Here is a 23,128-nt window from a genome sequence, read left to right on the forward strand (position 1 = left end):
ATTATTAGTTTTACAATAGGTTTTATTTATATGCAATTATATTCTCTTTATTGGCAATAATCTTACCATCTTGTAGCTCCAATACCGTACCTTGAGGAAGTTCTACGATAACTCTTGCATCATTAGCCGGAATCTCAATCAAGCCACTTTCATTCACATTTCTAGCAACATACTTTTTTGCAACAATATCAAACAGGTCACATTCTTGTGATGCCCGATAAGTAATAGTTTTAGCCTCTTTATAGGGATTATAATAAAGGTAAACCGGATAAGGCTTATCCACATAAAAATCAGTAGCATTACAATCCAACTGAAGAATACCTTCTACATCGGTTTTTGTTATAATTGCTCCCAAAATACCAACCGGAGAAGAGCTATATACGCTAAACATACTTTCAGCAGGGTTACCTTCTATCCATTTAGGACCATCGCCAATCGCAACCGGACTAACCCCTTTCAAAGATTCCTTACCATAATCATCCGCCTTTCTCAGGCCTTCATACGACACATTGTTATTTGTAATATTTTTCAGTTCCGGAGCCCATTGATGCTTTTCATCAATATCACCCGGATAAAACAGACGGCATGCACTTGAGTTGTTTAGCATCCACTTACCGATAGCTTTTGCATATTCGGGTTGGTACTTAACTAATGGAATGAAAGGCCATGCCGGTTTGATACTATTCATAAGGAACGCATATCCACCACCATCTGTTATACTCCCTTGTAATCCACTTACATCATAATCTCCCCACTTTCCTACTATAATTCCCCAGCCAGTACGTCCAGAAGAACTTTGACAGCCATCAAACACCCAATCAAAGAGTTTAGATACATTATAATTTGTCCCTTCTGTAGCATTTAAATAAGCTGCAACATATACACCTAAAGGCAAAAGAGCTTCATAAAAACGGCTTTCTTTCTGAGAAATTAGTGCTTCCAAGGCACTCTTACAATGTTCCAAATAGCGTGGATCACCAAATTTATGATAAGCACATAAAAGCACATAGGCATGTCCACCTGCTGCATCCTGCTGCATGGGAATATGATTAACATAGCCTTTTAAATTTTTATAATCAAAGTATGAATAGTCATAATTTCCATTTAATACAGAATCTGCTTTTACAAACTGTTCAGCAATGCTTCTTTGTATCCTCTCAGCTCCATCTACATTTGGAAATACGTCACATACAGCATAATACAAAGCGTTAGGAAGTACATCATACCACCAGTCACGTCCATAGCCACCACCCAAGTTAGCGACTGCCGGATTCGTGTTGTTCATCATTATATTCCATCCATTATCCGAATTGAAGTAGTTTTGAACCATCTTTACATAATTGTATCCATCCTGATTGGTTTTATCAATGCCTACCAAACCGGCACCTAAAATAGCAGCCAATGAATTCAAACTTTCATGAAACTCTCCATTATTTGCATCTTTCCCCTGTCGGATATCTTTAATAGCTGTATATAAACCAAAAGTAGTCTGATCAATATTCCGACGGGCATCATCCAACCAAATCAATGGACCGACTTCACTCTTATTGTTCCAATCGAAAATGAAGCGGTCATAATCTTTTGCTTTCTGTCGCCAATCTAACATCTTATAAGTTTCCGGAATATCAGGCATAGAGTCTACTCTATTAATAGAAACCTGCACAATCTTCTCTCCGAAGTTATCTTTTCCACTAGAGCAAGAGACCAATAGGCCAACAATAATAAAGGTATAAAAACTTTTACTTATCATTTTCATGTTCGATAATATTAGTTTGGTTAATAATATTTTTAGCTAAAGGGTATGCTATTAACTGCAATCCTGCAACAATAATCAATGCATACTTCAGAGCAAAATCCTGTGAAATGCTATATGAAAGAAATATAAATAACAGTAATCCAAACGCCCTTCCCAAAAACAGTCCGAATTCATGGCTCAAGATATATGCATATTCATTTCTATGCTCAATCTTTGCAACAACATCAATGGTTCTCATCATAATAGGGAAATAAGCTAAATCAAACAAAGGCTGAAAAACCACCTTACAAAGAACAAAAATAATAACTCCTACAACCGAAAAAAGAATGCCATTCCACAGGGTGCCAATAAAAAAGAGTATTAACCCACCTACAAATATCTTCAAACGGTCTTTCGGATGAGCTATGCGTCCTAATATATAAACCAAAATTGCTGTCAGCGCCCCACTGATACCTTGTATCAAACCTAAAGCCCCTTCATCACCTACTAACTTAAGGACCAATATAGCCGGAGCCGTTACCAAGAACCCCTGAACCATACCTTTCAAAGCAGCCAACCAAAGCATCTTTTTCCAAAGGATATTAAATCGGAAATAAAGAAAGTTGGTTTCTTTCGGATTATTAAAATTCCCTCGCCATAGCACTAAACAAGCAATAATAGTAATAACCACTACTCCCATCGTTACCATACGGTAGGAATCACTGATATTAAACATAAAACCCAAAATTTCTTTTCCACCTATCTGACTAATAAATGCACCGATAGCCAAAGGTACGCCAATAGAGGTAATAGAGAAAAAGAAAGACTCCAATCCAAAAAAATAGTTACGATTATCATCATTAGTATTATAAAGAGCCAATAAATAACGGTTCGTCCAAAAAAAGCCTGAAGCCGCCCCCATTAAAAAGCCCGCCAAACCAAGTTCGATAAATCCAAGCGACTTAATAGTCATCATTCCGAACATTGCAATACCACTTACCAATATTCCTGCCGAATAGAGAATTTTTACATTGTATTTCTTCAGTAAAAAACCATTCACAAAAGAAGTAGCAACAATACCCGCATACATAGCTAACTGATAAAAGGCAACCATAACCGGATCACTAGTATTTCTCATTATATAAGCTCCCACAAAAATTTCAACTACCGGTAACACCAATGCATAAAGCATATTGGTTAACAGCAATATTTTCATGTTAGGTTCTTGTTGCTTAAAGAATAAATATTCTTTCCTCAATTTATCCATCATCTATATCATTCTATTTTAGCGTATTCAAGATTTCTTTAATAGAGAACTCCGCCTTACAAATAACTTCGTCACTTGCTCCGTAATACATTGTTATTCTATCACCATCTACATAATGTCCATTTGTAAAAACAACATTTCCAAAAAAACCAGTCTGTTCATAAGGAGCAATAGGTTCCATGATAGGATCTTCACTTCTTGCAATTACTTTTGAAGGATCTTCTAAATCAAGGAGCAAAGCTCCTAAACAATAACGGTGATTGAAATCGGCTCCATGATAAATTTCCAACCAACCTCTATCAGTCTTGATAGGAGCCGCACCAGCACCTATACGAGCACAATCCCACATTCCTTCACGAGTTACTGCCACACATTTGTGGTTTCCCCAATGCAGACGATCAGGAGATTCTGCCAACCAAATATAATTACCACCAAGCTCTGGACTGCTTGGGCGATGAAAAGCAAAGTATCGACCACCTATTTTTTGTTCAAACAGAGCACAATCCTTATTATGTGGCGGAAATATCATTCCATATCTCACATAGTTCTTCCAATCTTTAGTATGAATTAATCCCACCCCTACTGCCACAGGTGATACCTCCGTAAAAGTAAGGTAAAAACCATCTTCTGTTGTAGCAACACGACAATCTTCAATACCAAATGTCTCTAATTCACCTTTTCCAAAAATTGGTGGAAACTCTGGTTCATCCTTGAAGTGAATGCCATCAGTGCTCGAAACCAATCTTAGATATGACATTGTTGTTAAATAATCCTTACCCTTATAACTGATTACCCGAGGATCTGACGCATTCAAATCAGGACTATCCTTTGAAAAAGAAACAACCTCTATTTTACCTTCTTTATTATATATAGGAAAACTAATAATACCTTCTTTTTGTATAGGTCGTTCTGCAATGCGCAAAAGTAGCCATATTTTGTCTTGATACCTGAAAACTCCAGGGTTTAACAAACATGTTATTTCCATTCCATCTATGCCTGCTTTCAAATTTTTGGGCGCAAGCAAAGGGTTCTGCTCACATCTTTTTGCTATATCCATAGTATTTCTGATTAATTATTAATTTGTGAGCAAAAGTATACGACAGACAAGTAGAAAGCGTTTACTATATTCTCAAATAAGTGTACACATGCTCTAAAACATGTTTTAAAGAAGTGTATTTAGTAGAAAAAAAGTCTCCCAAAGAAAAGAACACATACCTCCTTACATGTTTTATTTAATATTATGATAATCAATAATATACAAAACAAAAAAGGTATATTATATTCTCATAAAACTATAGTATAGTTTCTTTTTGGAAAAACAAACGGATAACTTACAACAAAGCATTTAGAAAAATGTAAGCGTACATTCTTTCACTTTTGCAGAAGCACATTGATTTACAGAAAGTAGAAAAACAGCAGCAGGAGCACATTGGCGGCAATGACACAACCGAAGCCTCTCAACACCCACGAACGCAACGGACTCTTCTTGCCGGAGAAGAACAATGCATAACACATATTTACGGCAATGTTGCTTACTATCGCCTGCATGCTGCAAGCCGTTATCAATGAAACAGGCACATTGCCCGTACCCTGCAGAAGATTCAAGATGAACGGAGTGATGTCGCTGAAGCCGGAAACAAAGGAGAGCAGAGTCAACCCGCCCTCGCCGGCGTATATCAACGTATAATGGGTAGCGATTGTAAATACCACAAAAAGCACGGCAAAAATAAGCGCTACCTTGAACTCCAGCGGATTGCTGCCGTCCTCGTCTTCATCGACCGTTTCCGACATAGCAGGACGCTTCCACCGGGAATGCAGGAACCACGCCGTCCCAGCAGCAACGGCAGACATTATCAGCAAATACGGATAAATGGCTGTCAAAGCCCCTACACTGAATATTCCTATCAGGATAAGAAACCGCAAGAACATCATGCTGACCGCCAACAGCATCGCCGCCACATATTCGGGTGCTTCCTGGGCGGATACTTTCCGACTTTTGCGCGCCAGTACGGATATGGTGGCAGTGCTGCTGTACAACCCGCCTACAATGCCGGATACCAAAATACCGGACTCACGGAATACATATCTTTTCAGCAGATAAGAAAGATAGGAGATGCCCGAAACCACCACCGTAGCCAGCCATATACTGTAAGGCGTGAGGTTGATGCCCGGTATCAGATTGTCGTCGGGCAGCATCGGGAGGATGATACCGCTGATGGCAAGGAACTTGGCAAGCGTAATCATTTCGTCGTTCTTCATCCGCTGTGCCAGTTCGGTAAACGTATGTTTCAGCTCGGTAAAGAGCAATACGGTCACAATTACCATTACATAGAACCAGGAGGGCTGCGTAGCAACGATAGGTGCAATGCAATACGTAATGAGCGCAATGATAATGGTAGTGACCCCGAACACATGAAACTGAGCCTGCTTGACGTAATAATTCAAGGCAAGCAGCAACCCCAGGACAGCCCCGCCACCCATAAACAGGCGATAGTCCGTCGGGTCGAGAATATAGAGGAGATAGCCCAGAATGCCGATAAAGGTGAAAGTACGGTCCGTACCGAACAAGGTCGTCTCTCCTTCGCGCTTCAGACTGATACGCCTCAAGGAAAGACCTATAAGCAAAGAAAACACCGTCACCAGGATAAAAGTGACGAGTTCTTCCGGCAGGTATTGGTACAGTTTCTCCATATACGAATCAACAATTACGGGGCGTAATTAGTTTACTTCCATTCCTTGAACGGATGTTTCATCAGTTGCGAATTGTAATAACGGATATCTCCCGTCACTTCCTGCCCGATAAAGTCCGGCTTCTCAAAAGGCTCGTTCTCCGAGGCAAGCTCCACTTCGGCAACTACCAGTCCCTCATTCTCACCGTAGAACTCATCTACCTCAAAAACATGGTTTCCGCTGCGTATCAGGTAACGGGTTTTATCAATAACACCCGGCTCACACAGTTTCATCAGCTCCTCGGCTTCATTCAGAGGAATTTCTTTTTCCCATTCGTAACGGCTGATACCGGATGCATCGGATGCTCCCTTAATGGTGAGATACCCCTGCCCGCCACGTATGCGTACCCGCACCGTCCGTCCGCGCGCACTGCTGATATATCCCTGAATGATACGGTCCTGCGAGTATGCTTGCGACTTGTATTCTCCTTTTACGAGAAATTTCCGTTCTATCTCTTGCGGCATATTTATCTTCTGAATCAGCCTAAGAAGGAATAGCCCACCAGCATGGCAACTACCAATACCAAAGCGGCAACTCCGATAATCAGCAATACTTTCCTGGCTTGTTGTTCTTCTTTCCGGCTGTGCATTACTTTCTTTTTACTCTTTCCCATGGTGTTTCTATAGTTTAAAGTTCAACGATAAACAAAGTAAAAGGAAATTCGGGAAGTTTGCAAGCATTTATAAAAGAAAAAAGAAAGGAATGTGTCAAAACAAAAAAACGTTTGTTATTTGTTTCTTTATCAGACACGGGATTACACGGAGTTCACCGAAAAAGAATAAAGCAAATCTGCGAAATCCGTGCAATCCCGTGCCTATAGAAAGGAAAGCAGAAAGGACTAAATGTTATCTCCGCCTGCAAATTCCATCAGGTAGGCCTTGACGAAACCGTCTATCTTACCGTCCATTACCCCGTTTACATCCGAAGTCTGGAAATTGGTACGGTGGTCTTTCACGCGGCGGTCGTCGAACACGTAACTGCGGATTTGCGAACCCCACTCAATCTTCTTCTTGCCGGCTTCCACCTTTGCCTGTTCCGCCATACGATGCTGAAGTTCCTTGTCGTACAGAATGGAACGCAACTGACGCATTGCATTCTCCCGGTTCTTGGGCTGGTCGCGCGTTTCGGTATTCTCAATCAGAATTTCCTCTTCCTCGCCAGTGTAAGGGTCTTTGAACTGATAGCGCAAACGCACGCCGGACTCCACCTTATTTACGTTCTGTCCGCCCGCACCGCTGGAACGGAAAGTATCCCACGAGATGCGCGCCTGTTCGATGTTCACCTCAATCGTATCGTCCACCAGCGGAGTGACGAAAACGGATGCGAAAGAAGTCATACGCTTGCCCTGAGCATTATAGGGAGATACGCGCACCAAACGGTGGACACCGTTCTCGCCTTTCAGATAGCCGTAGGCATAATCGCCCGATATTTCAATGGTACAGGTCTTGATTCCAGCCTCGTCGCCTTCCTGCAAGTTGGAAATAGTTGCCTTATATCCGTGTGTTTCGGCATATCGCAGATACATACGCATCAGCATGCTCGCCCAGTCCTGGCTCTCCGTGCCGCCGGCTCCCGAATTTATTTTCAGTACACAATCCATCTGGTCGGCTTCCTCACGAAGCATATTCTTGAGCTCAAGGGCCTCTACGGCAGCGGATGCCTTTGCATAGGCCTCATCCACTTCCTCTTCCGTTACCAGTTCATCCTTGTAGAAATCGAATGCAAGCTGCAACTCATCCGCCATAACCTTGACTTCATTGTAGCCGGAAATCCATTGCTGCAAGCCTTTCACTTTCTTCATCTGAGCTTCGGCGGCTTTCTGGTCATCCCAGAAACCCGGAGCCTGCGTGCGCAATTGCTCCTCTTCCACTTGTATTTTTTTTCCTTCGATGTCCAGATAGCGGTTCAACGCTTCGGTACGTTCCTTGATATCTTTCAGTTGTTCAATGGTAATCATATACTTTCTTCAAATTCTATCTTTTTAAACCGCAAAGATAGTGCAAAAGTCTGAAAAAATCGCATAAATCCGCTGCAATCAACGGAATAAGAAAGAGGGCGGGCTATTCCGCCACTACGTCCCAACCCGAAAGTACATCACCGTAGAAGTAGAAAGTAACCTTAAAGACCGTCCTGCTGTTCTCATCCGACACCCGATAGCAACGGGTGGCATCGTAAGATTCCGTTTGCTTATACTCACCCAAAGCCAACGGGGGTAACACCTCTTTACCGGATGCTTCGGCCACAATCCGTCGCATACGTTTTTCCACCAACGCCATGATGCCTTTATGAGTAAAAGGATTGGTATCCGCCACGTGAGGATGCACCGCTTCAATGATACCGCCATTAGCCGCGCGCACCGCCCGTACGCTGTCCGTATAAGTTTTGAACCGGTTCTTTACCTCAGATGAGCGCAAGCCTGCCACCGTAAATACGGCAATGCCCTGAGCACCGCTATTCAGCGCGGCATCCATACATTCGAACATTTCCGGACCATCGGTAGCGGTCATGCCGCAATACAATACGGTTTTATCATTCTTGTCGCGCACATTCTCAACGGTACAATCGGAAATAAAACTGACATCTTCCGTATAGAAAGTATGGTAAACCATCGGAAAAACGATATCCAGGTTCCATTTACCCCAGTCCTGCCGCACCATGCGTGAAGCCATTTTCGGCGTAGGAAACGGAGATGCCGCCATTGTCTTGCCATACGAATGCACCACTCCGGCAATCATATTCGCAACTTCCGTTATCTGGTCGCAACGGAACTGCCGCCACTTTATGTCTGCCGAAGGGTCCTGCTGCTCACGCGGATCATAGCCATACCTGCTCTTGAACTTTTCGAGCATGGCGGGATGATAACCGTAATCCCATGCGGCATATTCCCGGTCTTGCACAATACCGTAATGCGGCCATAACGTGGTAGGAAGCACTACATCCACCAAACGGTTGTAGTCGATGGCAATTCCGTTCAATCCCTCGACTTCGCAATACGACTTAATTTTCTCCCTGATGAATTCGCGCACCTCAGGCAGTGCGGGACAGAGGAATTTATAATAATCCACATATGCCGTAGTATCTGCGAGGCTCTTTCCGTTGCGGTTTACGCTGAACCAGTCGGGATGTTCTGCCAAAATCTTATCGCGGTCGTGCTCCAGATTCATGGTCCACAACCATGCGTATACTTCAATGCCGTGTTTACGGGCTATGGGAATGGCAATGCGATAGTCGTCGGGGGTAGGTGCATTCAGCATTATTCCATCCATGCCGATGTCATTCATCACCTGGCATACCGAATCGAAATTCATGCCGGGACGATAATCCAGCCATGTCCAGAACATGGGATACTGCTTAACGGTTACATTATTTTCCTGCCGGCATGAAAAAACGCTCCATATTGAAAACGACAATATCAGCGCCGATAAAAGCTTTCTCATAGCATACTAAGTTTTAAGATTAAAAATATCTTTCCATAGAATATAAACAGACCACACCGGCGCAACCCTAAGAAGAAATACACATTTTTTATCCCGACTTCCAACTTTTTCCTCTTTTCTCCCTCCCCGCTCACAAAGACTTCTGAACAGGGGAACAATGAGTCTCTGAGTGAAAGGCATTCAGTCCCTGACTTGATAGAGTTCATTCAACGGAGCGGAAAAGAAGAAAGAATCATACCGTTCCATTTGTAAACATATAAGCCTAAACCGTTGACGGCATATCCGACAATAAAAAAGGAGGCATACCGCCTCCTTTTTTCCTATTTTAAGCAAACTCTAAAGTCATCCGGACTTTTATTCTTCGTACATCTTATCAATCAGCTCCTTATAATTCTTCGCCACCACAGAGCGTTTCAGCTTCAATGTATTTGTCAGCTCGCCCCGTTCCATGCTGAACGGTTCGGACAATAAAGTGAAACGTTTCACCTGCTCATAATGCGCAAACTGCTGTTGCAACGTATCAATGCGGGCACGGAACAAAGCCTGCACTTTAGGATGCTGCAACAAGTCGGCCATATCCTTGTACTCAAGGCCTTTCTCCTTGGCATAGTTCTTCACCAAGCCATAAACCGGAACAATCAGGGCAGACACAAACTTACGCTGGTCGGCAATGACAGCAATCTGGTCAATGTAACGGTCTATCGACAGTTTGGTTTCCAGAGCCTGCGGAGAGATATACTTTCCGTTCGAGGTCTTGAACAAATCCTTGATACGTTCGGTCAGATACAAATGATTTCCTTTCAGATAGCCGGCATCACCCGTATGGAACCAGCCATCTTTGTCGATAGCCGCAGCGGTGGCTTCCGGTTTCTTATAATAGCCGGTAGTAATAGTCTTACCGCGAAGCAGGATTTCATTGTTTTCTCCAATCTTCACTTCAAGGTCGGGCATGACAGTACCTACCGAACCTATCTCATACCCCTTGTCGAGGAAGCAGGACACGGTAGCCGTAGATTCCGTCAATCCATAACCCACCACCATATTGATGCCCACCGAGTGCACGAATTCGCAGATTTCATCGGATACGGCAGCACCGGCAGTCGGGAAGAAATTACCGTTCTCAATACCGATTGTCTTTTTCAGCAGGGCATAGATAGTCTTTTCATAGAATTTATACTTCAGATGAAGCATCAGGGGCGGCGTTTTGCCTGCACGCAGGTAATCAATGTTGTGCATCTTCCCTACTTTAAGAGCATCCAGCATCATTGCTTTCCGCAGGCCGCTCTCTTGGGCAATCTTCTCCTGCACACCGGCATATACCTTCTCCCAAAAGCGGGGAACGCTGCACATCAATGTAGGACGTATCTCCTTGATAGTGGTCTGAATATCTGCCGGACGAAGATTGACGCAAACCTGCACACCTCTGTGAAGACAGAAATAAGTCCATGCTTTTTCAAACACATGCGTCAACGGAAGGAAGTTCATGGACACATCCTTATCCGTCATGGCAGTCAGGCGGATATCATGGATGCGGATAGCCTCTCTGTAGTTGAAGTGGTGCAGCATCACTCCTTTCGGCTCGCCGGTGGTACCGGATGTATAAAGAATATTGGCAAGGTCGCTGTCCGATGCACGGGCGGTACGCTCTTCCACAACGGCATTGTGGGGTAGCCCCTCGCCCAATGCCAGAAACTCGTCGTAGTAGATAGAGGTCTTGTCGCGGGGATCGCGCACAACGCTGCGGTCGAAAATAATCAGTTTCTCCAGAGAGTGGCAAAAGCCGAATGCGCTGAAAGCGGCATCATACTGGAATTGCTCGCCCACAAAGAGGAAACGTATCTGAGCATCGTTGATAATATACTGGGCCTGAGCCGAAGAGCTGGTAGCATACAGCGGTATGGTAACCAGACGGTTGGCAAAGGCAGCAAAATCGGTAAATAAACATTCCGGCTTGTTTTGTGAGAAGATACCGATGTTCCTCTGTTCCTCTGCACCTAAAGCCACCAACGCATTGGCTGCCTGACGTACTGTCCGAGAGAATTTATTCCAAGTGATAGGTATCCATTGTGATGTTTCATAGTCCCTGTATTTAAGGGCTACTTTGTCTCCATACTTCTCTGCCTGACGATGTATCAGAACAGACAAATGATGATAAGTCATATTTTTAATGAATTGGTAAATATGGGTACAAAGGTATTAGTTTTATTTGAAACTATCTCCCTTTTTCGGGATTTATCCGTAAGTTTGCAAAGTAATAACGAATATATAACAGAACCCAACGATGACAACGGATATAGAAACACTGGTTTCCGAGGCAATCGGACTGCTTAAATCATTGATAGCCATACCATCATTGAGCCGCGAAGAGGAGCAGGCCGCGGACTTTCTTCAGAATTACATCGAAATGCAGGGAATGGCAACCGGACGGAAAGGCAACAATATATGGTGTCTCAGCCCGATGTTCGACCTGAACAAACCTACGCTGCTGCTGAACTCGCACATCGACACGGTGAAGCCCGTAAACGGATGGCGGAAAGCCCCGTTCACCCCTACGGAAGAGAACGGCAAGATTTACGGTTTGGGAAGCAATGACGCCGGAGCAAGCGTAGTCAGCCTGCTGCAGGTATTCCTGCAATTGTGCCGGACTACACAGGCTTACAACCTGATTTACCTGGCTTCCTGCGAGGAAGAGGTGTCGGGCAAGGAAGGAGTAGAGTCCGTACTACCGGAGCTGCCGCCCATACAATTCGCCATTGTGGGCGAACCCACGGAGATGCAACCCGCCATTGCCGAAAAAGGGCTGATGGTACTGGATGTCACCGCCTACGGCAGGTCGGGGCATGCTGCCCGGAACGAAGGCGACAACGCCATATACAAGGTGCTGAACGACATTGCCTGGTTCCGCGATTACCGTTTCCCGAAAGAATCGGCTTTATTGGGACCGGTAAAAATGAGTGTAACCATGGTGAATGCAGGGACACAGCACAATGTAATACCCGACCGCTGCACATTCGTAGTCGACATCCGCAGTAACGAATGTTACACCAACCAGGAACTTTTCGACGAGATACGGAAACACATCGCCTGTGAAGCCAAAGCGCGTTCTTTCCGCTTGGGTTCTTCGCATGTTTCTCCCGAACACCCGCTGGTAAAAAAGGCCGTTGCGATGGGTCGGACTCCTTTCGGTTCGCCTACCCTTTCAGACCAGGCACTGATGTCTTTCCCGTCCATGAAAATAGGACCGGGCAAGAGCAGCCGCTCCCATACTGCGGATGAGTTTATCTTCGTCAAAGAGATTGAAGAGGCTATTGCACTTTATCTGGACCTGCTGGACGGAGCAACAATATAAGATTTATCTGTTCAGCCAGGGTTCGGGATTCAGCTTCTCCTTTTCACGGCGTAGCTGGAAATGAAGTACCGTACGTCCGCCGTCCGCCCCATCCGAGAATACCTGGCCGATAGCTTGCTTGGTAGTGACCGTGTCGCCTTGTTTCACCGAAGCGGAAGCCAGGTTGCAATATACGGAAATATAGGCTCCATGACGGATAAGGATATTAAACAGCCCGTTCAGTTTGAATACGGCCGCCACCTTGCCGTTGAAGATGGCACGCGCCTGCGCTCCCGGTTTTCCCTGGATGTCGATACCTTTATTGTCCAACTTGACATTGCGTAATCCCTCCACGGCATATTGCCCGTAATGGCTGGTTATGATATAGGCTCCGCTGATAGGCATAGGCAGCTTGCCGCGGTTATTGGCAAAGTCACCGGACAGCTCTCGGTCGGCCTTACTCATGGTATAAGTTTCCAAAGGAGCAACCTTTTTTCCGGAAGCGGACGTTCCCGACTTAGCCGCTTTAGCCGCTTCTTTCTTGCGGGCAGCCGCTTCACGGCGTGCTTCCTCTGCGGCACGTTTGCGGGCTTTCTCTATTTCTTCGGCAATCAAGCGGTCGATACGCGCATTAAGTTGGCTGGCCTCGCGCCGCTTCTTGGCAATCTCGTTCTGTAATCCGCGTTGCTTCTTCCGTAAATCGGCCACAAGGATACGCTTTTCTTTCTCCTGCGCTTCCAGTTTTACTTTCTCGGCCTCGCGCTCTTTCAGCAGATTGGCTTTGGCAGCCCGCACCTGCCTGAGTTCCGCTTTCTTCTTATTGACCTGTTCCTGCTTTTTCAGCACTTCCTCGCCCTGCAGGCGTTGGTAGGTGGCATACTCACGCACATAACGCAAGCGGCGATAGGTCTGCGCCAGACTCCGCGCAGAGAAAATAAACATCAGCTTCTCCTCAATGGAACGGTTCTTATAAAGGTACTGGACAGACGACTCGTATTTCTTCTTCTTGTCCTTCAAGTCGCGCTGCAATTTTCCTAACTGGCGTTCCAATGACGATAGCTCACGATCTATCGACTCTACATCGTTATTTATGGTAAGGATATAGCGTTTGCGTTCCTCTATCTGCCCCGTCAAAGCGGCAAGTCCGTTCAACTGGCTGCTTACGGTTTTCTTTGTAGTTTTCAGAAGTGTTTCCGATTCGGTAATCTGCTTTTGCAAAGCACCGCGCTTGCTTTCCAATTCCTTTATCAGTTTGTTGGACTGGGCAAGAAGCGGAAAAGCCAGACAGAAACAACCTATAAAAATACAAAGCAAACGTCTCATAAGCTCATCAGCATTTCTAATATTTCATTCAACTCAACTTGTGTGTACTTTGAAGACAGCTCGGTAGGCGTCAGCGAAAACGAATTATTGGAAAAGCCGGACAACTCGATTCTGCCTTTCTCCAGCGAAGGAATGCCCAATTCCTTTCCCGACAACTCTTTCTTTCCGTTGGGTTTGGAAGCATTGAATAGAATCTTTTCCAAATGAGCAAAGTCGGCTTTCTTCGGTAGCACATCTTTCAATTCCTTACGGGTAGCACGGACGTAACGCTTGCCCATGCGGTCTACCAGCAATATTTCTTCGGGCGTCACTTCCATGCGCGCCACCTCTGTACGTATGATAGGCATGAGGAAAGAAAGCTGCATCCGTTCGCCGCTTATCAGCTTCATCGTACCGTTTACGGTGAAAACGGCGTCTTTGGTAGGAACGGTCAGCCGCACCTTGGAAGACAGGTAGCGGGTACTTTCGGGAAATTTGGATGTCTCCGCCTTCCGGGTGGTTTTACAGCCTGCCAGACAGCAGAGGATAAAGAGCATAAAGACCAGAGTCCTGCCATTGAATTTTGTTTGTTCCATTACCTTGTTACTTTTATTATGTATCACTTCACCGTTTTACCGACTTACTTATCACTGATATACTTCTTCTTCCGAATCTTCTCCTGTAGGGTCTTGGACTTACTGCCTATCTTCAATGCCTGGTTCCAATACTCCAGAGCCTTGTCCACATCACCCGTCATATAGTAGATGTCGCCGCAATGTTCTACGATGACATCGCTTTTGCCTCCGTCACTTTTCATGGCATCGTCTATATACAAACGGGCCTCGGCATAATTGCCTTTCTCAAACAGAATCCAGGCATAAGTGTCCAAATAGGTAGCATTATCGGATTCCGCCTTCACCGTCTTATAACTCATCTCCTCGGCTTTATCCAGATTACGGCGCTCGACAGATAGGTAATAAGCATAATTGTTCAAAGCTCCGATATTGGAAGGATTGTACACCAGCGCCGAATCATAGGCAGCATAGGCTTCCGTATTCAAATCTTTCGTATGATAGGCGTCTCCCAAAATGGAATAGAAATCCGAAACAACCTCTTTCTTACTGTCCGCTGTAATTTGCGTCAATGCTTTCTGACAAATGGAAATTACATCATCCGTCCGTTCCGCCTGGTTATAAGCGATAGCCAGATAGAAATAGAACTCCAGCATCTCCGGGTTGGTTTCAACGCCGGCTTCGCATAAATCAATCACATCGTTGTAATCCTCCTTGCGTACCGCTTCACCCAGCAACATCATACGCGCAGCCGTATTGGTAGGATCGATTGCCAACACCTGACGCAGTACCGGAAAGGCTTCCTTGTTCATTCCTTTGGATAAAAGATACTGAGCGTAAAGCATCGGTATCCCGGCATCATCCGGCTCTTGTTCCAGAATACGGTCGAAAAGGCTGATAACCCGCGTACTGTCCTTACCGTCCTGCTCATTCTGCACGACAAACTGGCGCATTACATTCAGTTTCGTTTCCGAAGGAACTTTCTTGTTGAGCAATAAAGTGTCCAACTGCTGCTGATAAAGGTCTTTCTGACCGGTCTCCTCATAATAGGACGCCAGCGAATACATCGCCATGGCATTATCCGGCTCGGCATCCAACACCTTGCGGTACATGTTATATGCTTCCTCTTTCTTTCCGTTCTGCATATATACATCCCCTAACACAACCTGATAACGGGAATCCATCGGATACTCCGCAACCAGGCTCTCTATCTCATGGAAAGCATTCTTATTGTCTTTCATTTGCAGATAAATACGGAACTTCTCCATACTCAACTGCTCGCTTTTGCCCATCTTCTCCTCAATCCGGTTCAAAGTAGCAATCACCTTATCATACTGCTCCTGCCGATTATAAATGTCCAACAAGGCATAAAGCGGATCCAGCTTGTCGGTGAAACGTATGGACATATCTTCCAGCAGCTTCATCGCTTTCTCCTTTTCGTCCTGTTGCTGATAAAGATTCGCCAGTCCCTGACTGTACCAATAATTATCCGGATCGTTTTCCACGGCCTTCTCCAATGCAGCCTGCCCCTGAGGCACTTGCTTCAGGAACAAATAATATTGCGCCAGTTCGTATAAGGCCGACGAAGCATTCGGATTGATAGTCAGGCAATGCTGCAGCAAATCAAAAGCCGCATCATAGTCTTTCTGAATCTTCAGACGGGCTGCTTCCAAAAAGAAGTAATCATACTTACGCTGCTGTTCCGGAGTAAGTTCCGCCACAGGCTTCGCCGATAATGCCTTTGCCTGCTTACGGGATGTCCCGCAGGAGACAAGCAAGAAGCCCGCCACCAACAAAAACAGCCCTATTTTCTTATTATCGAATATGCTCATTATCTATATAAAATCAAATGGTATAAGCAACCCTCCGTCAATCACTAATCACTCATCGCTAATCACTCATACCCCATCCCAACTACACGCCCGTATGTCCGAAGCCACCGGCACCGCGTTCCGTTTCATCCAACACATTCACCTCCTGCCATACGGCCTGCTCATGGCGGGCAATTACCATTTGGGCGATTCGTTCTCCGTCCTCAATCATAAATGTTTCCGAAGAAAGATTTACGAGGATAATACAGATTTCACCGCGATAGTCTGCATCGATAGTACCCGGAGAGTTCAATACCGAGATACCTTTCTTGATAGCCAAACCGCTGCGGGGACGAATCTGTGCCTCAAACCCAGCCGGCAAAGCGATGTACAAACCTGTAGGAACCAGGCAACGCTGCAACGGTTCCAAAGCTATCGGCTCGGAAAGATTGGCACGGATGTCCATTCCGGCAGACAACTCGGTGGCGTATGCAGGCAACGGATGTTTCGACTTATTTATAATTCGGACGGTCATACTATTATTGGCCATTTCAATGAAGTTACGATTGAGATTACTTTAATTCACTATTTAACGGACAAAATTACGGATTTTGAAGCAAATAGTCATACATTTGCAGTTAAATAATAAGAAAGTAAGAACATGATGGACTGGAATACCCTCATATCCGCCAAACGATTCGGCTTGGAAGAGTTTCATAAAGAGCGTCACGAGAACCGTTCTGAATTTCAGCGGGATTACGACCGCCTCATCTTCTCCGCACCTTTCCGGAGATTGCAGAACAAGACACAAGTGTTCCCTCTGCCCGGCAGCATATTCGTACACAACCGGCTGACACATAGTCTGGAAGTTTCCTGCGTAGGCCGTTCACTGGGCAATGACGTAGCCAAAGCCATCCTTGCCCGCCGCCCCGAACTGCAAGACTCTTATCTGCCCGAAATCGGCTCCATTGTTTCCGCAGCATGTCTGGCGCACGATTTGGGCAATCCGCCATTCGGACATTCCGGCGAACGCGCCATCTCTACTTTCTTTTCGGAAGGAAAAGGGCTGGCATTGAAGGAAAAACAACCCGACGGAGAACAACTCACCCCGGCACAATGGGAAGACCTGACTCATTTCGAAGGAAACGCAAATGCTTTCCGTCTGCTTACCCATCAGTTTGAAGGACGCCGCAAAGGCGGTTTCGTCCTGACCTATTCCACACTTGCCAGCATCGTAAAATACCCCTTTTCATCGAGCCTGGCAGGACAGAAATCCAAATTTGGCTTCTTTACTACCGAAGAAGAAAGTTTCCGGCGAATAGCCGAAGAACTGGGGATGAAACAGCTTAACGGTTCACCTTTGAAATACGCACGTCACCCGCTTGTCTACCTGGTAGAAGCGGCAGATGACATCTGCTACCAGATGATGGATATTGAAGATGCCCACAAACTGAAGATTCTCACTACGCAGGAAACGCAGGACCTGCTGCTGGCCTACTTTCCCGACGAACGTAAGGCGCACATCCTCGACACGCTCAAGATTGTGAGCGACACCAATGAACAGATAGCCTATCTGCGTTCTTCCGTCATCGGGCTGCTTATCGGCGAATGCACCCGGGCATTCCTCGATAACGAAGTACAGATACTGGAAGGGGAATTTGAGGGAAGTCTCATCAAGCATATCACCGAACGGCCTGCCGCGGCCTACCAACATTGCGCAGAGGTATCTTTCAAGAAGATATACCGTTCGCGCGATGTATTGGACATAGAACTTGCCGGTTTCCGTATCATCAGCACCTTGCTCGAACTGATGATCGATGCAGTACGCTCACCGGAAAAAGCATATTCGCAGTTGCTCATCAACCGGGTATCCGGACAATATAATATGAAAGCAACTGCACTGTATGAAAGGATACAGGCCGTATTGGACTACATATCCGGCATGACGGATGTATTCGCCCTCGACCTCTACCGGAAAATCAACGGAAACAGCCTGCCGGCTGTATGATTTATCTGCTCGGATAGAATATCTTATTCGCCCCGGAAGTCAGTTTGCATGCTTCCGGCTCGCTTTCGATGAATGACTGGATATGGCGGATGCGCTTTTCCGCCAGGATTTCATCGACGGCAATCAGGATACCTGTTTCTTCCACATCACCGAAACCGTAATTAATGGCCGTACCGAACATACGCATTGTCGGACTGAGACTCATGTAGGCATTTACCAACGGCGGAATATTGTATCCCAGCTTACGGATTTCGCCATTCAATATTTTATAGTCTTCCTTAAATGTATCCTTACAGAACAATGCAGCCAGTTCTTCCTCATCCGACTCCAATTGCAGCGGTTTCATCGGAGTAATCAGACTGTCTTTATCGGCAAAATGCTTTCTCAGGAAATAAAGAATCATGTCGCGTCCTTTACGGATATAACTGGGATACATGGTAACCTTTCCGAAGAAATACTTCACGTTGGGCATAACCACCGTCAACGCACCCAAGCCGTCCCACAAATTATCCAATGCGAACAAACCTTTGCTGTCGCGACGGGTAGACTGGTATTCGAGCGTCACGAATGAACGTCCAAGCTCAATGGTAGTAGGAAGATATTCATTCAAGAATTTCTCGGAAAAATTAAACATGTGCGCAGTAGCCAAAATCGGAGCGCCGTGCTCGTCGAAGCGTACATCCGTACCGAGAATATAGCGGTAACCGCCTAATATCTCTTCCTCTTCCGGATTCCAGACTATCAACTGCTTATAAGGATTATCCATAATATCGTACTCATCAATATCCATGGACATTCCTGTTCCGCCACCGGCAGCACGAAATGCAATCTCACGCAGACGTCCGATTTCCTTCATCGTATTGGGTGAATCCTGGGCAGTAATAATATATATCTGATTATTACTCTTATTCGTCATGCGCAAGCGTTTGTCTTCGGTCAACTCCGCTTTCAGCAGTTCTTTGCTTATCGGTGCAATAATATCTTCCATCTTCCGAGCTTCTATTTTTTTATATTCAATGTTCAACTTACAATTTATACACGATATCTTTCACATACTGCGCCCATTGGGCAGGTGTTTTCGTCTTATCGAATGTTTGCCAGGGAATAGGCTTACCTATAGTAATGGTAAATGTTTTATGACGGTTTTTCAACATTTCATCTGCCAGATACAACATGGCTATATTAAACTTGATACCCAACGTTTTGCAAAGATTCGCCAGGTTATAGAAAAAATCGGAGTTACGGCCGTCAAAATGAATGGGTACTACATCGCGGTGCGCTTCAACGCTCTTTACTATAAACGTCTTTTTCCAGTCCAAATCGCGGATAACCCCATTCCGGCGACGCGAGCAAAGCCCGGCAGGAAACATGATGAGCTGATCGTCCGATGCAAACCCGGCCTCTACCATTTTCGGAAAGTCCTTGGCCTGCTTGCCGGTCTTATTGATAGGAATACAAAGAGGAGCCAGTCCATGCAGGTTCATAAGCAGGTCATTTACCATATATTTCACCTTTCCATCGTAAAAACTCCCAAGTACATAACCCAACGCCACTCCATCCTGTCCACCTAAGGGATGATTGGAAACGAATGTATAAAGACCGTCTTTTCGCAGATTCTCCTTGCCCTTCACTATCAATTTGGCATCCAGAAAGTCCAGACAAGCCTGCAGGAATTCCACCCCCACTTTATCTTTCGACTCTCTCAGAAAAACATTCAATTCATCCTGATGAACAATGCGCTTCAAATAAGATACGACAAACTTAGGGATATACTTCACATGCTTCGGAGCTTTCTCCCGAAGAATCTTATCAATGTCAATCAAAAATAAAGAGTCGTCAGCCATTCTTTTTGTGATGAAATGATTGCGCAAAATTAACGCATCTTTTTAATTAAATGCAAATATTCGATAGAAAACTGCACCCAAAATCTATCAAATAGCACCTAAAATCTATCAATTGATAGTTTTCACCCCAAAGATTGCTTAAAAACAGCCTGTCGAAAAGCCGGAACTTTCGTAAACTTGCAATGCTAAAAGGCAAAACGAACAAGTAACCATTTAACAAAGCACATTTATGAATAGTATGACATTTAAAAAAGATCTGATCGGAGTTCAAAACGATTTATTACGCTTTGCGTACAAGCTCACCTCCGACCGCGAAGAAGCCAACGACCTTCTTCAAGAAACATCACTCAAGGCTTTGGATAATGAAGATAAATACATGCCCGATACTAATTTCAAAGGTTGGATATATACGATCATGCGCAACATCTTTATTAACAATTATCGTAAAGTAGTGCGCGACCAGACATTTGTGGACCAGACGGACAATCTTTACCACCTGAACCTGCCGCGCGACACAGCATTTGAGAACACAGAAAGCGCATACGACCTGAAAGAGATGCACCGTATCGTCAATTCACTGCCACGCGAATACAAAGTACCGTTCTACATGCATGTTTCCGGTTTTAAATACCGCGAAATAGCCGAGAAGCTGGGACTCCCGCTGGGAACTGTAAAGAGCCGTATCTTCTTTACCCGCCAAAAACTACAACAAGAACTGAAAGATTTTGTTTAGTCAAGAAAAAGAAAACACTTCTTTCCTTTTTCAATAGATAACATAAGTTTTAAATATAGTAGCAAAGAGAAAAGGGCTTTCGGTAACGGACTGCCCTTTTCTCTTTTATTATCTTATGCTACCATCAGGATACGGAACTGTCCTGCCGGTTAGCTTCAGAATAGGCATAGTAGCATGTTGAGACTTTAAATAATCGCTCAATACCTTAGCCAGTTCTTTAGCTTTATCCGGATACCTGGCAGACAAATCATCATTCTCCGAAATATCATTCTCCAAATTATAAAGGCAGGCACTACCCGATTCATAGTAATGGATTAGTTTCCAATCACCCGCCACGACCGCACTTTGCGGTGCACCGATCGTCTGTCTTCTCTCACCCCAGTTATTGGGATAATGAAAAAACAAAGCACGCTCTTTATCTCCGGCATGTCCTTTTATTTGCTTCAAAAAACTTATCCCATCAATATGTTGAGGTGTCCGATAATCGCAGACTCCGGCAATTTCCAACAACGTAGGAAAAAAATCTTCAATAATAACGGGGGTGTCATTTATGGTAGAAGGTTTGGCAACATGTGGATAACAAACAATCATCGGCTCACGGATTCCACCTTCCTTTAAAGAACCTTTACCTTCACTCAGCGGATAATTCTTATCATGACGACCGATTGTATAACCGCCGTTATCCGACATAAAAATAATAACCGTATTATCGGCTATACCTTTTTCGTCCACATAATCCATTAAATCGCCTAAACTTTTATCCATACCCTCCAAAAGTGCCGCATACTGTGCTTCTTTATGTGAAAGTCCCTTATCTGCGTACTTCTGGTAGAAACGTCTGTCTGTTCCGAAAGGCGCATGTACAGCATAATGGCTCATATAAAGAAAGAACGGCTTAGACTGTCCGGTTACCTTATCTAATAAGCTTTTCGCCTCCAATGTCAAAGCTTCAGTCAAGAAAGTATCAGTACCATGATATTGCTCTAAATCCGGAACAGCCCACACTGCTGCACGTTCCGGATCGCTCTTGGCGCCATATCCTTCCTCGCCCAGATAGCTCCCCATAGCTCCGGCAGCATGACCGGCAATATTATAATCGAAACCTATTGTCAAAGGATTGGCCGCAGGTGTACCCATCGAACCAAAATGCGCTTTTCCAACCATCATAGTAGCATATCCATTCTCACGAAGTAGTTGAGGCAAACACTTCGCATAAAAAGAATGTTCCAATCCCGCTTCCGGACAAAGACCATTATAATTCCATGCTTCAAATTCCAAGACAGCATCTTTCCTATCGGTCGGCGTATCTTTCTTCAACGTCCAGTTTGTAACTTTATGCTGCGCAGCATTTGCACCAGTGAACAAACTTACACGTGACGGAGAACTGATTGAACAGGCATAAGCGTGAGTAAACATAACTCCCCTTTCAGCTAAACGCTCCATATTGGGAGTTTCATAAATACGGTTCAAGTCCGTGGTATCTTTCCAAAAAGGCAGAGAGGTATCCTGCCACCCCATATCATCCACCAAAAAAAGGATGATATTAGGTTTACGCTGTGCCATAGCATTACCCGACAGCAATGCTACAACTGTTAAGGAAGCAACTGTATATTTCATTTCACGTACCTATATCAATAGAACCTTATGGCAGGAGCTTTCCCACCTTTATAATCTTTATTCACATACACCCGTATCCAGTCAACGAACATGGCCGGCATAGCATCTTTTTTCCATTCGGACGGCATAACCGCCCCGGGCCATGCCTTAGGATTGGTTGATATACCGGTACTGAAAATAAGAAAGAAGCCTTCCGGATCACTCCAAGGCCAATCTTCATTGCCATTGGCTCCCTTACGGTGTTCAAAATAGGTCTGTCCATTCACGCCTCCTACTATGCGGTCGGGATACCATTCCAGCCAGTAGATATTCCACCAGGACATATCGGCCAGGTCAATTGTCGAGGTAACACTTCCGCTGCCTCCTACTACTCCGGCATAATAATTCTCCGAGTGCAATGTGAAATGTGCACGATTATTGACTGTCTTTTTCGGATTTTCCAATAAATCTATTTCCCCATTCTTAGGCCAAGGACGGTTATTGTTCCCCATAAACCAAAGTGCATCGTTGAAACCTTGATAAGCATTGCGTTTAAAACGAATCTCAATACGCATATTCTCGGTAAAGTTACACCAGAAATCCTTGCTTCCGGGCAATGACGTGCGATAACAGCCGTGAGAGAACTTCACATTGGCACCAAAACGATTGTCCAAAGAATCGGTTTCCTCAACTGTACGAATCTGTAACACACCATTGTTCACTTCCGAACAGCGTGCATTATCCACCCGTGCGGCACGGCTCATG

The 23,128-nt window shown here is 44.9% G+C and carries 20 protein-coding genes; 3 read left to right on the forward strand and 17 right to left on the reverse strand.

Annotation, left to right across the window (positions count from 1 at the left end):
• Window positions 1-22: 22 nt before the first annotated feature.
• The 9 genes from AB5903_RS13090 to AB5903_RS13130 all read right to left on the reverse strand — a co-directional run bounded on the left by AB5903_RS13090 (window position 23) and on the right by AB5903_RS13130 (window position 11,329).
• Window positions 23-1,756, reverse strand: a complete 1,734-nt coding sequence (locus AB5903_RS13090; protein WP_005656152.1) for a hypothetical protein — start codon at window positions 1,754-1,756, stop codon at window positions 23-25.
• Window positions 1,740-3,002 carry an MFS transporter gene (locus tag AB5903_RS13095; RefSeq protein WP_034535866.1) on the reverse strand — a complete coding sequence of 421 codons (1,263 nt, stop codon included), beginning with the start codon at window positions 3,000-3,002 and terminating at the stop codon, window positions 1,740-1,742. The genes AB5903_RS13090 and AB5903_RS13095 overlap by 17 nt, the downstream gene beginning before the upstream one ends.
• Window positions 3,003-3,015: 13 nt before the next feature.
• Window positions 3,016-4,059 carry a glycoside hydrolase family 130 protein gene (locus AB5903_RS13100; protein ID WP_005656148.1) on the reverse strand — a complete coding sequence of 348 codons (1,044 nt, stop codon included), beginning with the start codon at window positions 4,057-4,059 and terminating at the stop codon, window positions 3,016-3,018.
• A 338-nt stretch (window positions 4,060-4,397) separates the two neighbouring features.
• On the reverse strand, window positions 4,398-5,693 hold the full coding sequence (locus AB5903_RS13105) for a DUF4010 domain-containing protein (protein ID WP_005656146.1): 1,296 nt from the start codon (window positions 5,691-5,693) through the stop codon (window positions 4,398-4,400).
• Between the two features lie 32 nt (window positions 5,694-5,725).
• A complete protein-coding gene (locus AB5903_RS13110) occupies window positions 5,726-6,196 on the reverse strand; it encodes a CYTH domain-containing protein (protein WP_016661107.1) in 471 nt (156 codons plus the stop codon).
• A 14-nt stretch (window positions 6,197-6,210) separates the two neighbouring features.
• A complete protein-coding gene (locus tag AB5903_RS13115) occupies window positions 6,211-6,345 on the reverse strand; it encodes a hypothetical protein (RefSeq protein WP_016661106.1) in 135 nt (44 codons plus the stop codon).
• 225 nt (window positions 6,346-6,570) lie between these two features.
• Window positions 6,571-7,689 (reverse strand): peptide chain release factor 2, encoded by a 1,119-nt coding sequence (gene prfB / locus AB5903_RS13120; RefSeq protein WP_016661105.1) that lies wholly within the window; start codon window positions 7,687-7,689, stop codon window positions 6,571-6,573.
• A 103-nt stretch (window positions 7,690-7,792) separates the two neighbouring features.
• On the reverse strand, window positions 7,793-9,169 hold the full coding sequence (locus tag AB5903_RS13125; protein ID WP_272709906.1) for a hypothetical protein: 1,377 nt from the start codon (window positions 9,167-9,169) through the stop codon (window positions 7,793-7,795).
• A 354-nt stretch (window positions 9,170-9,523) separates the two neighbouring features.
• A complete protein-coding gene (locus AB5903_RS13130; protein ID WP_005656130.1) occupies window positions 9,524-11,329 on the reverse strand; it encodes a long-chain fatty acid--CoA ligase in 1,806 nt (601 codons plus the stop codon).
• A 121-nt stretch (window positions 11,330-11,450) separates the two neighbouring features.
• Here AB5903_RS13130 and AB5903_RS13135 point away from each other — a divergent pair, with 121 nt between their 5' ends.
• Entirely contained in the window at window positions 11,451-12,518 is a 1,068-nt protein-coding gene (locus AB5903_RS13135; protein ID WP_016661103.1) for a M20 family metallo-hydrolase, read from the forward strand.
• Window positions 12,519-12,521: 3 nt separating this feature from the next.
• Here AB5903_RS13135 and AB5903_RS13140 read toward each other — a convergent pair whose 3' ends face one another.
• The 4 genes from AB5903_RS13140 to dut form a co-directional block, all read right to left on the reverse strand.
• Complete coding sequence (locus tag AB5903_RS13140; RefSeq protein WP_060385552.1) at window positions 12,522-13,820, reverse strand: murein hydrolase activator EnvC; 1,299 nt, start codon at window positions 13,818-13,820, stop codon at window positions 12,522-12,524.
• On the reverse strand, window positions 13,817-14,395 hold the full coding sequence (locus AB5903_RS13145) for a DUF4292 domain-containing protein (RefSeq protein ID WP_005656127.1): 579 nt from the start codon (window positions 14,393-14,395) through the stop codon (window positions 13,817-13,819). The genes AB5903_RS13140 and AB5903_RS13145 overlap by 4 nt, the downstream gene beginning before the upstream one ends.
• Before the next feature lie 44 nt (window positions 14,396-14,439).
• Window positions 14,440-16,203: a tetratricopeptide repeat protein gene (locus AB5903_RS13150; protein ID WP_117858029.1), complete on the reverse strand. Its 1,764-nt coding sequence runs from the start codon at window positions 16,201-16,203 to the stop codon at window positions 14,440-14,442.
• Window positions 16,204-16,285: 82 nt separating this feature from the next.
• A complete protein-coding gene (dut, locus tag AB5903_RS13155; protein WP_117858031.1) occupies window positions 16,286-16,717 on the reverse strand; it encodes a dUTP diphosphatase in 432 nt (143 codons plus the stop codon).
• Window positions 16,718-16,843: 126 nt separating this feature from the next.
• Here dut and AB5903_RS13160 point away from each other — a divergent pair, with 126 nt between their 5' ends.
• Window positions 16,844-18,190 carry a deoxyguanosinetriphosphate triphosphohydrolase gene (locus tag AB5903_RS13160; protein WP_016661099.1) on the forward strand — a complete coding sequence of 449 codons (1,347 nt, stop codon included), beginning with the start codon at window positions 16,844-16,846 and terminating at the stop codon, window positions 18,188-18,190.
• 1 nt (window position 18,191) lies between these two features.
• Here AB5903_RS13160 and AB5903_RS13165 read toward each other — a convergent pair whose 3' ends face one another.
• Window positions 18,192-19,178, reverse strand: coding sequence for a GNAT family N-acetyltransferase (locus AB5903_RS13165; protein WP_016661098.1), 987 nt, complete (start codon window positions 19,176-19,178; stop codon window positions 18,192-18,194).
• A gap of 37 nt (window positions 19,179-19,215) precedes the next feature.
• Window positions 19,216-20,034 carry a 1-acyl-sn-glycerol-3-phosphate acyltransferase gene (locus AB5903_RS13170; RefSeq protein ID WP_005656121.1) on the reverse strand — a complete coding sequence of 273 codons (819 nt, stop codon included), beginning with the start codon at window positions 20,032-20,034 and terminating at the stop codon, window positions 19,216-19,218.
• A 229-nt stretch (window positions 20,035-20,263) separates the two neighbouring features.
• Here AB5903_RS13170 and AB5903_RS13175 point away from each other — a divergent pair, with 229 nt between their 5' ends.
• Window positions 20,264-20,767 (forward strand): RNA polymerase sigma factor, encoded by a 504-nt coding sequence (locus AB5903_RS13175; RefSeq protein WP_272709905.1) that lies wholly within the window; start codon window positions 20,264-20,266, stop codon window positions 20,765-20,767.
• A 108-nt stretch (window positions 20,768-20,875) separates the two neighbouring features.
• On the opposite strand, the gene AB5903_RS13180 is transcribed toward AB5903_RS13175, so the two are convergent.
• Both AB5903_RS13180 and AB5903_RS13185 read right to left on the reverse strand, forming a co-directional pair.
• Window positions 20,876-22,384, reverse strand: a complete 1,509-nt coding sequence (locus AB5903_RS13180) for a sulfatase (RefSeq protein ID WP_005656119.1) — start codon at window positions 22,382-22,384, stop codon at window positions 20,876-20,878.
• Window positions 22,385-22,398: 14 nt separating this feature from the next.
• The coding region (locus AB5903_RS13185) for a family 16 glycosylhydrolase (protein WP_368117907.1) at window positions 22,399-23,128 on the reverse strand (730 nt) is incomplete at its 5' end.

This window comes from Bacteroides sp. 2201st1_D9_2201SCRN_220225, assembly GCF_040928965.1.
In the GTDB taxonomy this organism is placed as follows: domain Bacteria; phylum Bacteroidota; class Bacteroidia; order Bacteroidales; family Bacteroidaceae; genus Bacteroides; species Bacteroides stercoris.

Bases quoted from the DNA above. Each gene is read 5' to 3' on its own strand.
- AB5903_RS13090 (WP_005656152.1), bottom strand. From the start codon at position 1,756: ATGAAAATGATAAGTAAAAGTTTTTATACCTTTATTATTGTTGGCCTA.
- AB5903_RS13095 (WP_034535866.1), bottom strand. From the start codon at position 3,002: ATGGATAAATTGAGGAAAGAATATTTATTCTTTAAGCAACAAGAACCT.
- AB5903_RS13100 (WP_005656148.1), bottom strand. From the start codon at position 4,059: ATGGATATAGCAAAAAGATGTGAGCAGAACCCTTTGCTTGCGCCCAAA.
- AB5903_RS13105 (WP_005656146.1), bottom strand. From the start codon at position 5,693: ATGGAGAAACTGTACCAATACCTGCCGGAAGAACTCGTCACTTTTATC.
- AB5903_RS13110 (WP_016661107.1), bottom strand. From the start codon at position 6,196: ATGCCGCAAGAGATAGAACGGAAATTTCTCGTAAAAGGAGAATACAAG.
- AB5903_RS13115 (WP_016661106.1), bottom strand. From the start codon at position 6,345: ATGGGAAAGAGTAAAAAGAAAGTAATGCACAGCCGGAAAGAAGAACAA.
- prfB (WP_016661105.1), bottom strand. From the start codon at position 7,689: ATGATTACCATTGAACAACTGAAAGATATCAAGGAACGTACCGAAGCG.
- AB5903_RS13125 (WP_272709906.1), bottom strand. From the start codon at position 9,169: ATGAGAAAGCTTTTATCGGCGCTGATATTGTCGTTTTCAATATGGAGC.
- AB5903_RS13130 (WP_005656130.1), bottom strand. From the start codon at position 11,329: ATGACTTATCATCATTTGTCTGTTCTGATACATCGTCAGGCAGAGAAG.
- AB5903_RS13135 (WP_016661103.1), top strand. From the start codon at position 11,451: ATGACAACGGATATAGAAACACTGGTTTCCGAGGCAATCGGACTGCTT.
- AB5903_RS13140 (WP_060385552.1), bottom strand. From the start codon at position 13,820: ATGAGACGTTTGCTTTGTATTTTTATAGGTTGTTTCTGTCTGGCTTTT.
- AB5903_RS13145 (WP_005656127.1), bottom strand. From the start codon at position 14,395: ATGGAACAAACAAAATTCAATGGCAGGACTCTGGTCTTTATGCTCTTT.
- AB5903_RS13150 (WP_117858029.1), bottom strand. From the start codon at position 16,203: ATGAGCATATTCGATAATAAGAAAATAGGGCTGTTTTTGTTGGTGGCG.
- dut (WP_117858031.1), bottom strand. From the start codon at position 16,717: ATGACCGTCCGAATTATAAATAAGTCGAAACATCCGTTGCCTGCATAC.
- AB5903_RS13160 (WP_016661099.1), top strand. From the start codon at position 16,844: ATGATGGACTGGAATACCCTCATATCCGCCAAACGATTCGGCTTGGAA.
- AB5903_RS13165 (WP_016661098.1), bottom strand. From the start codon at position 19,178: ATGGAAGATATTATTGCACCGATAAGCAAAGAACTGCTGAAAGCGGAG.
- AB5903_RS13170 (WP_005656121.1), bottom strand. From the start codon at position 20,034: ATGGCTGACGACTCTTTATTTTTGATTGACATTGATAAGATTCTTCGG.
- AB5903_RS13175 (WP_272709905.1), top strand. From the start codon at position 20,264: ATGAATAGTATGACATTTAAAAAAGATCTGATCGGAGTTCAAAACGAT.
- AB5903_RS13180 (WP_005656119.1), bottom strand. From the start codon at position 22,384: ATGAAATATACAGTTGCTTCCTTAACAGTTGTAGCATTGCTGTCGGGT.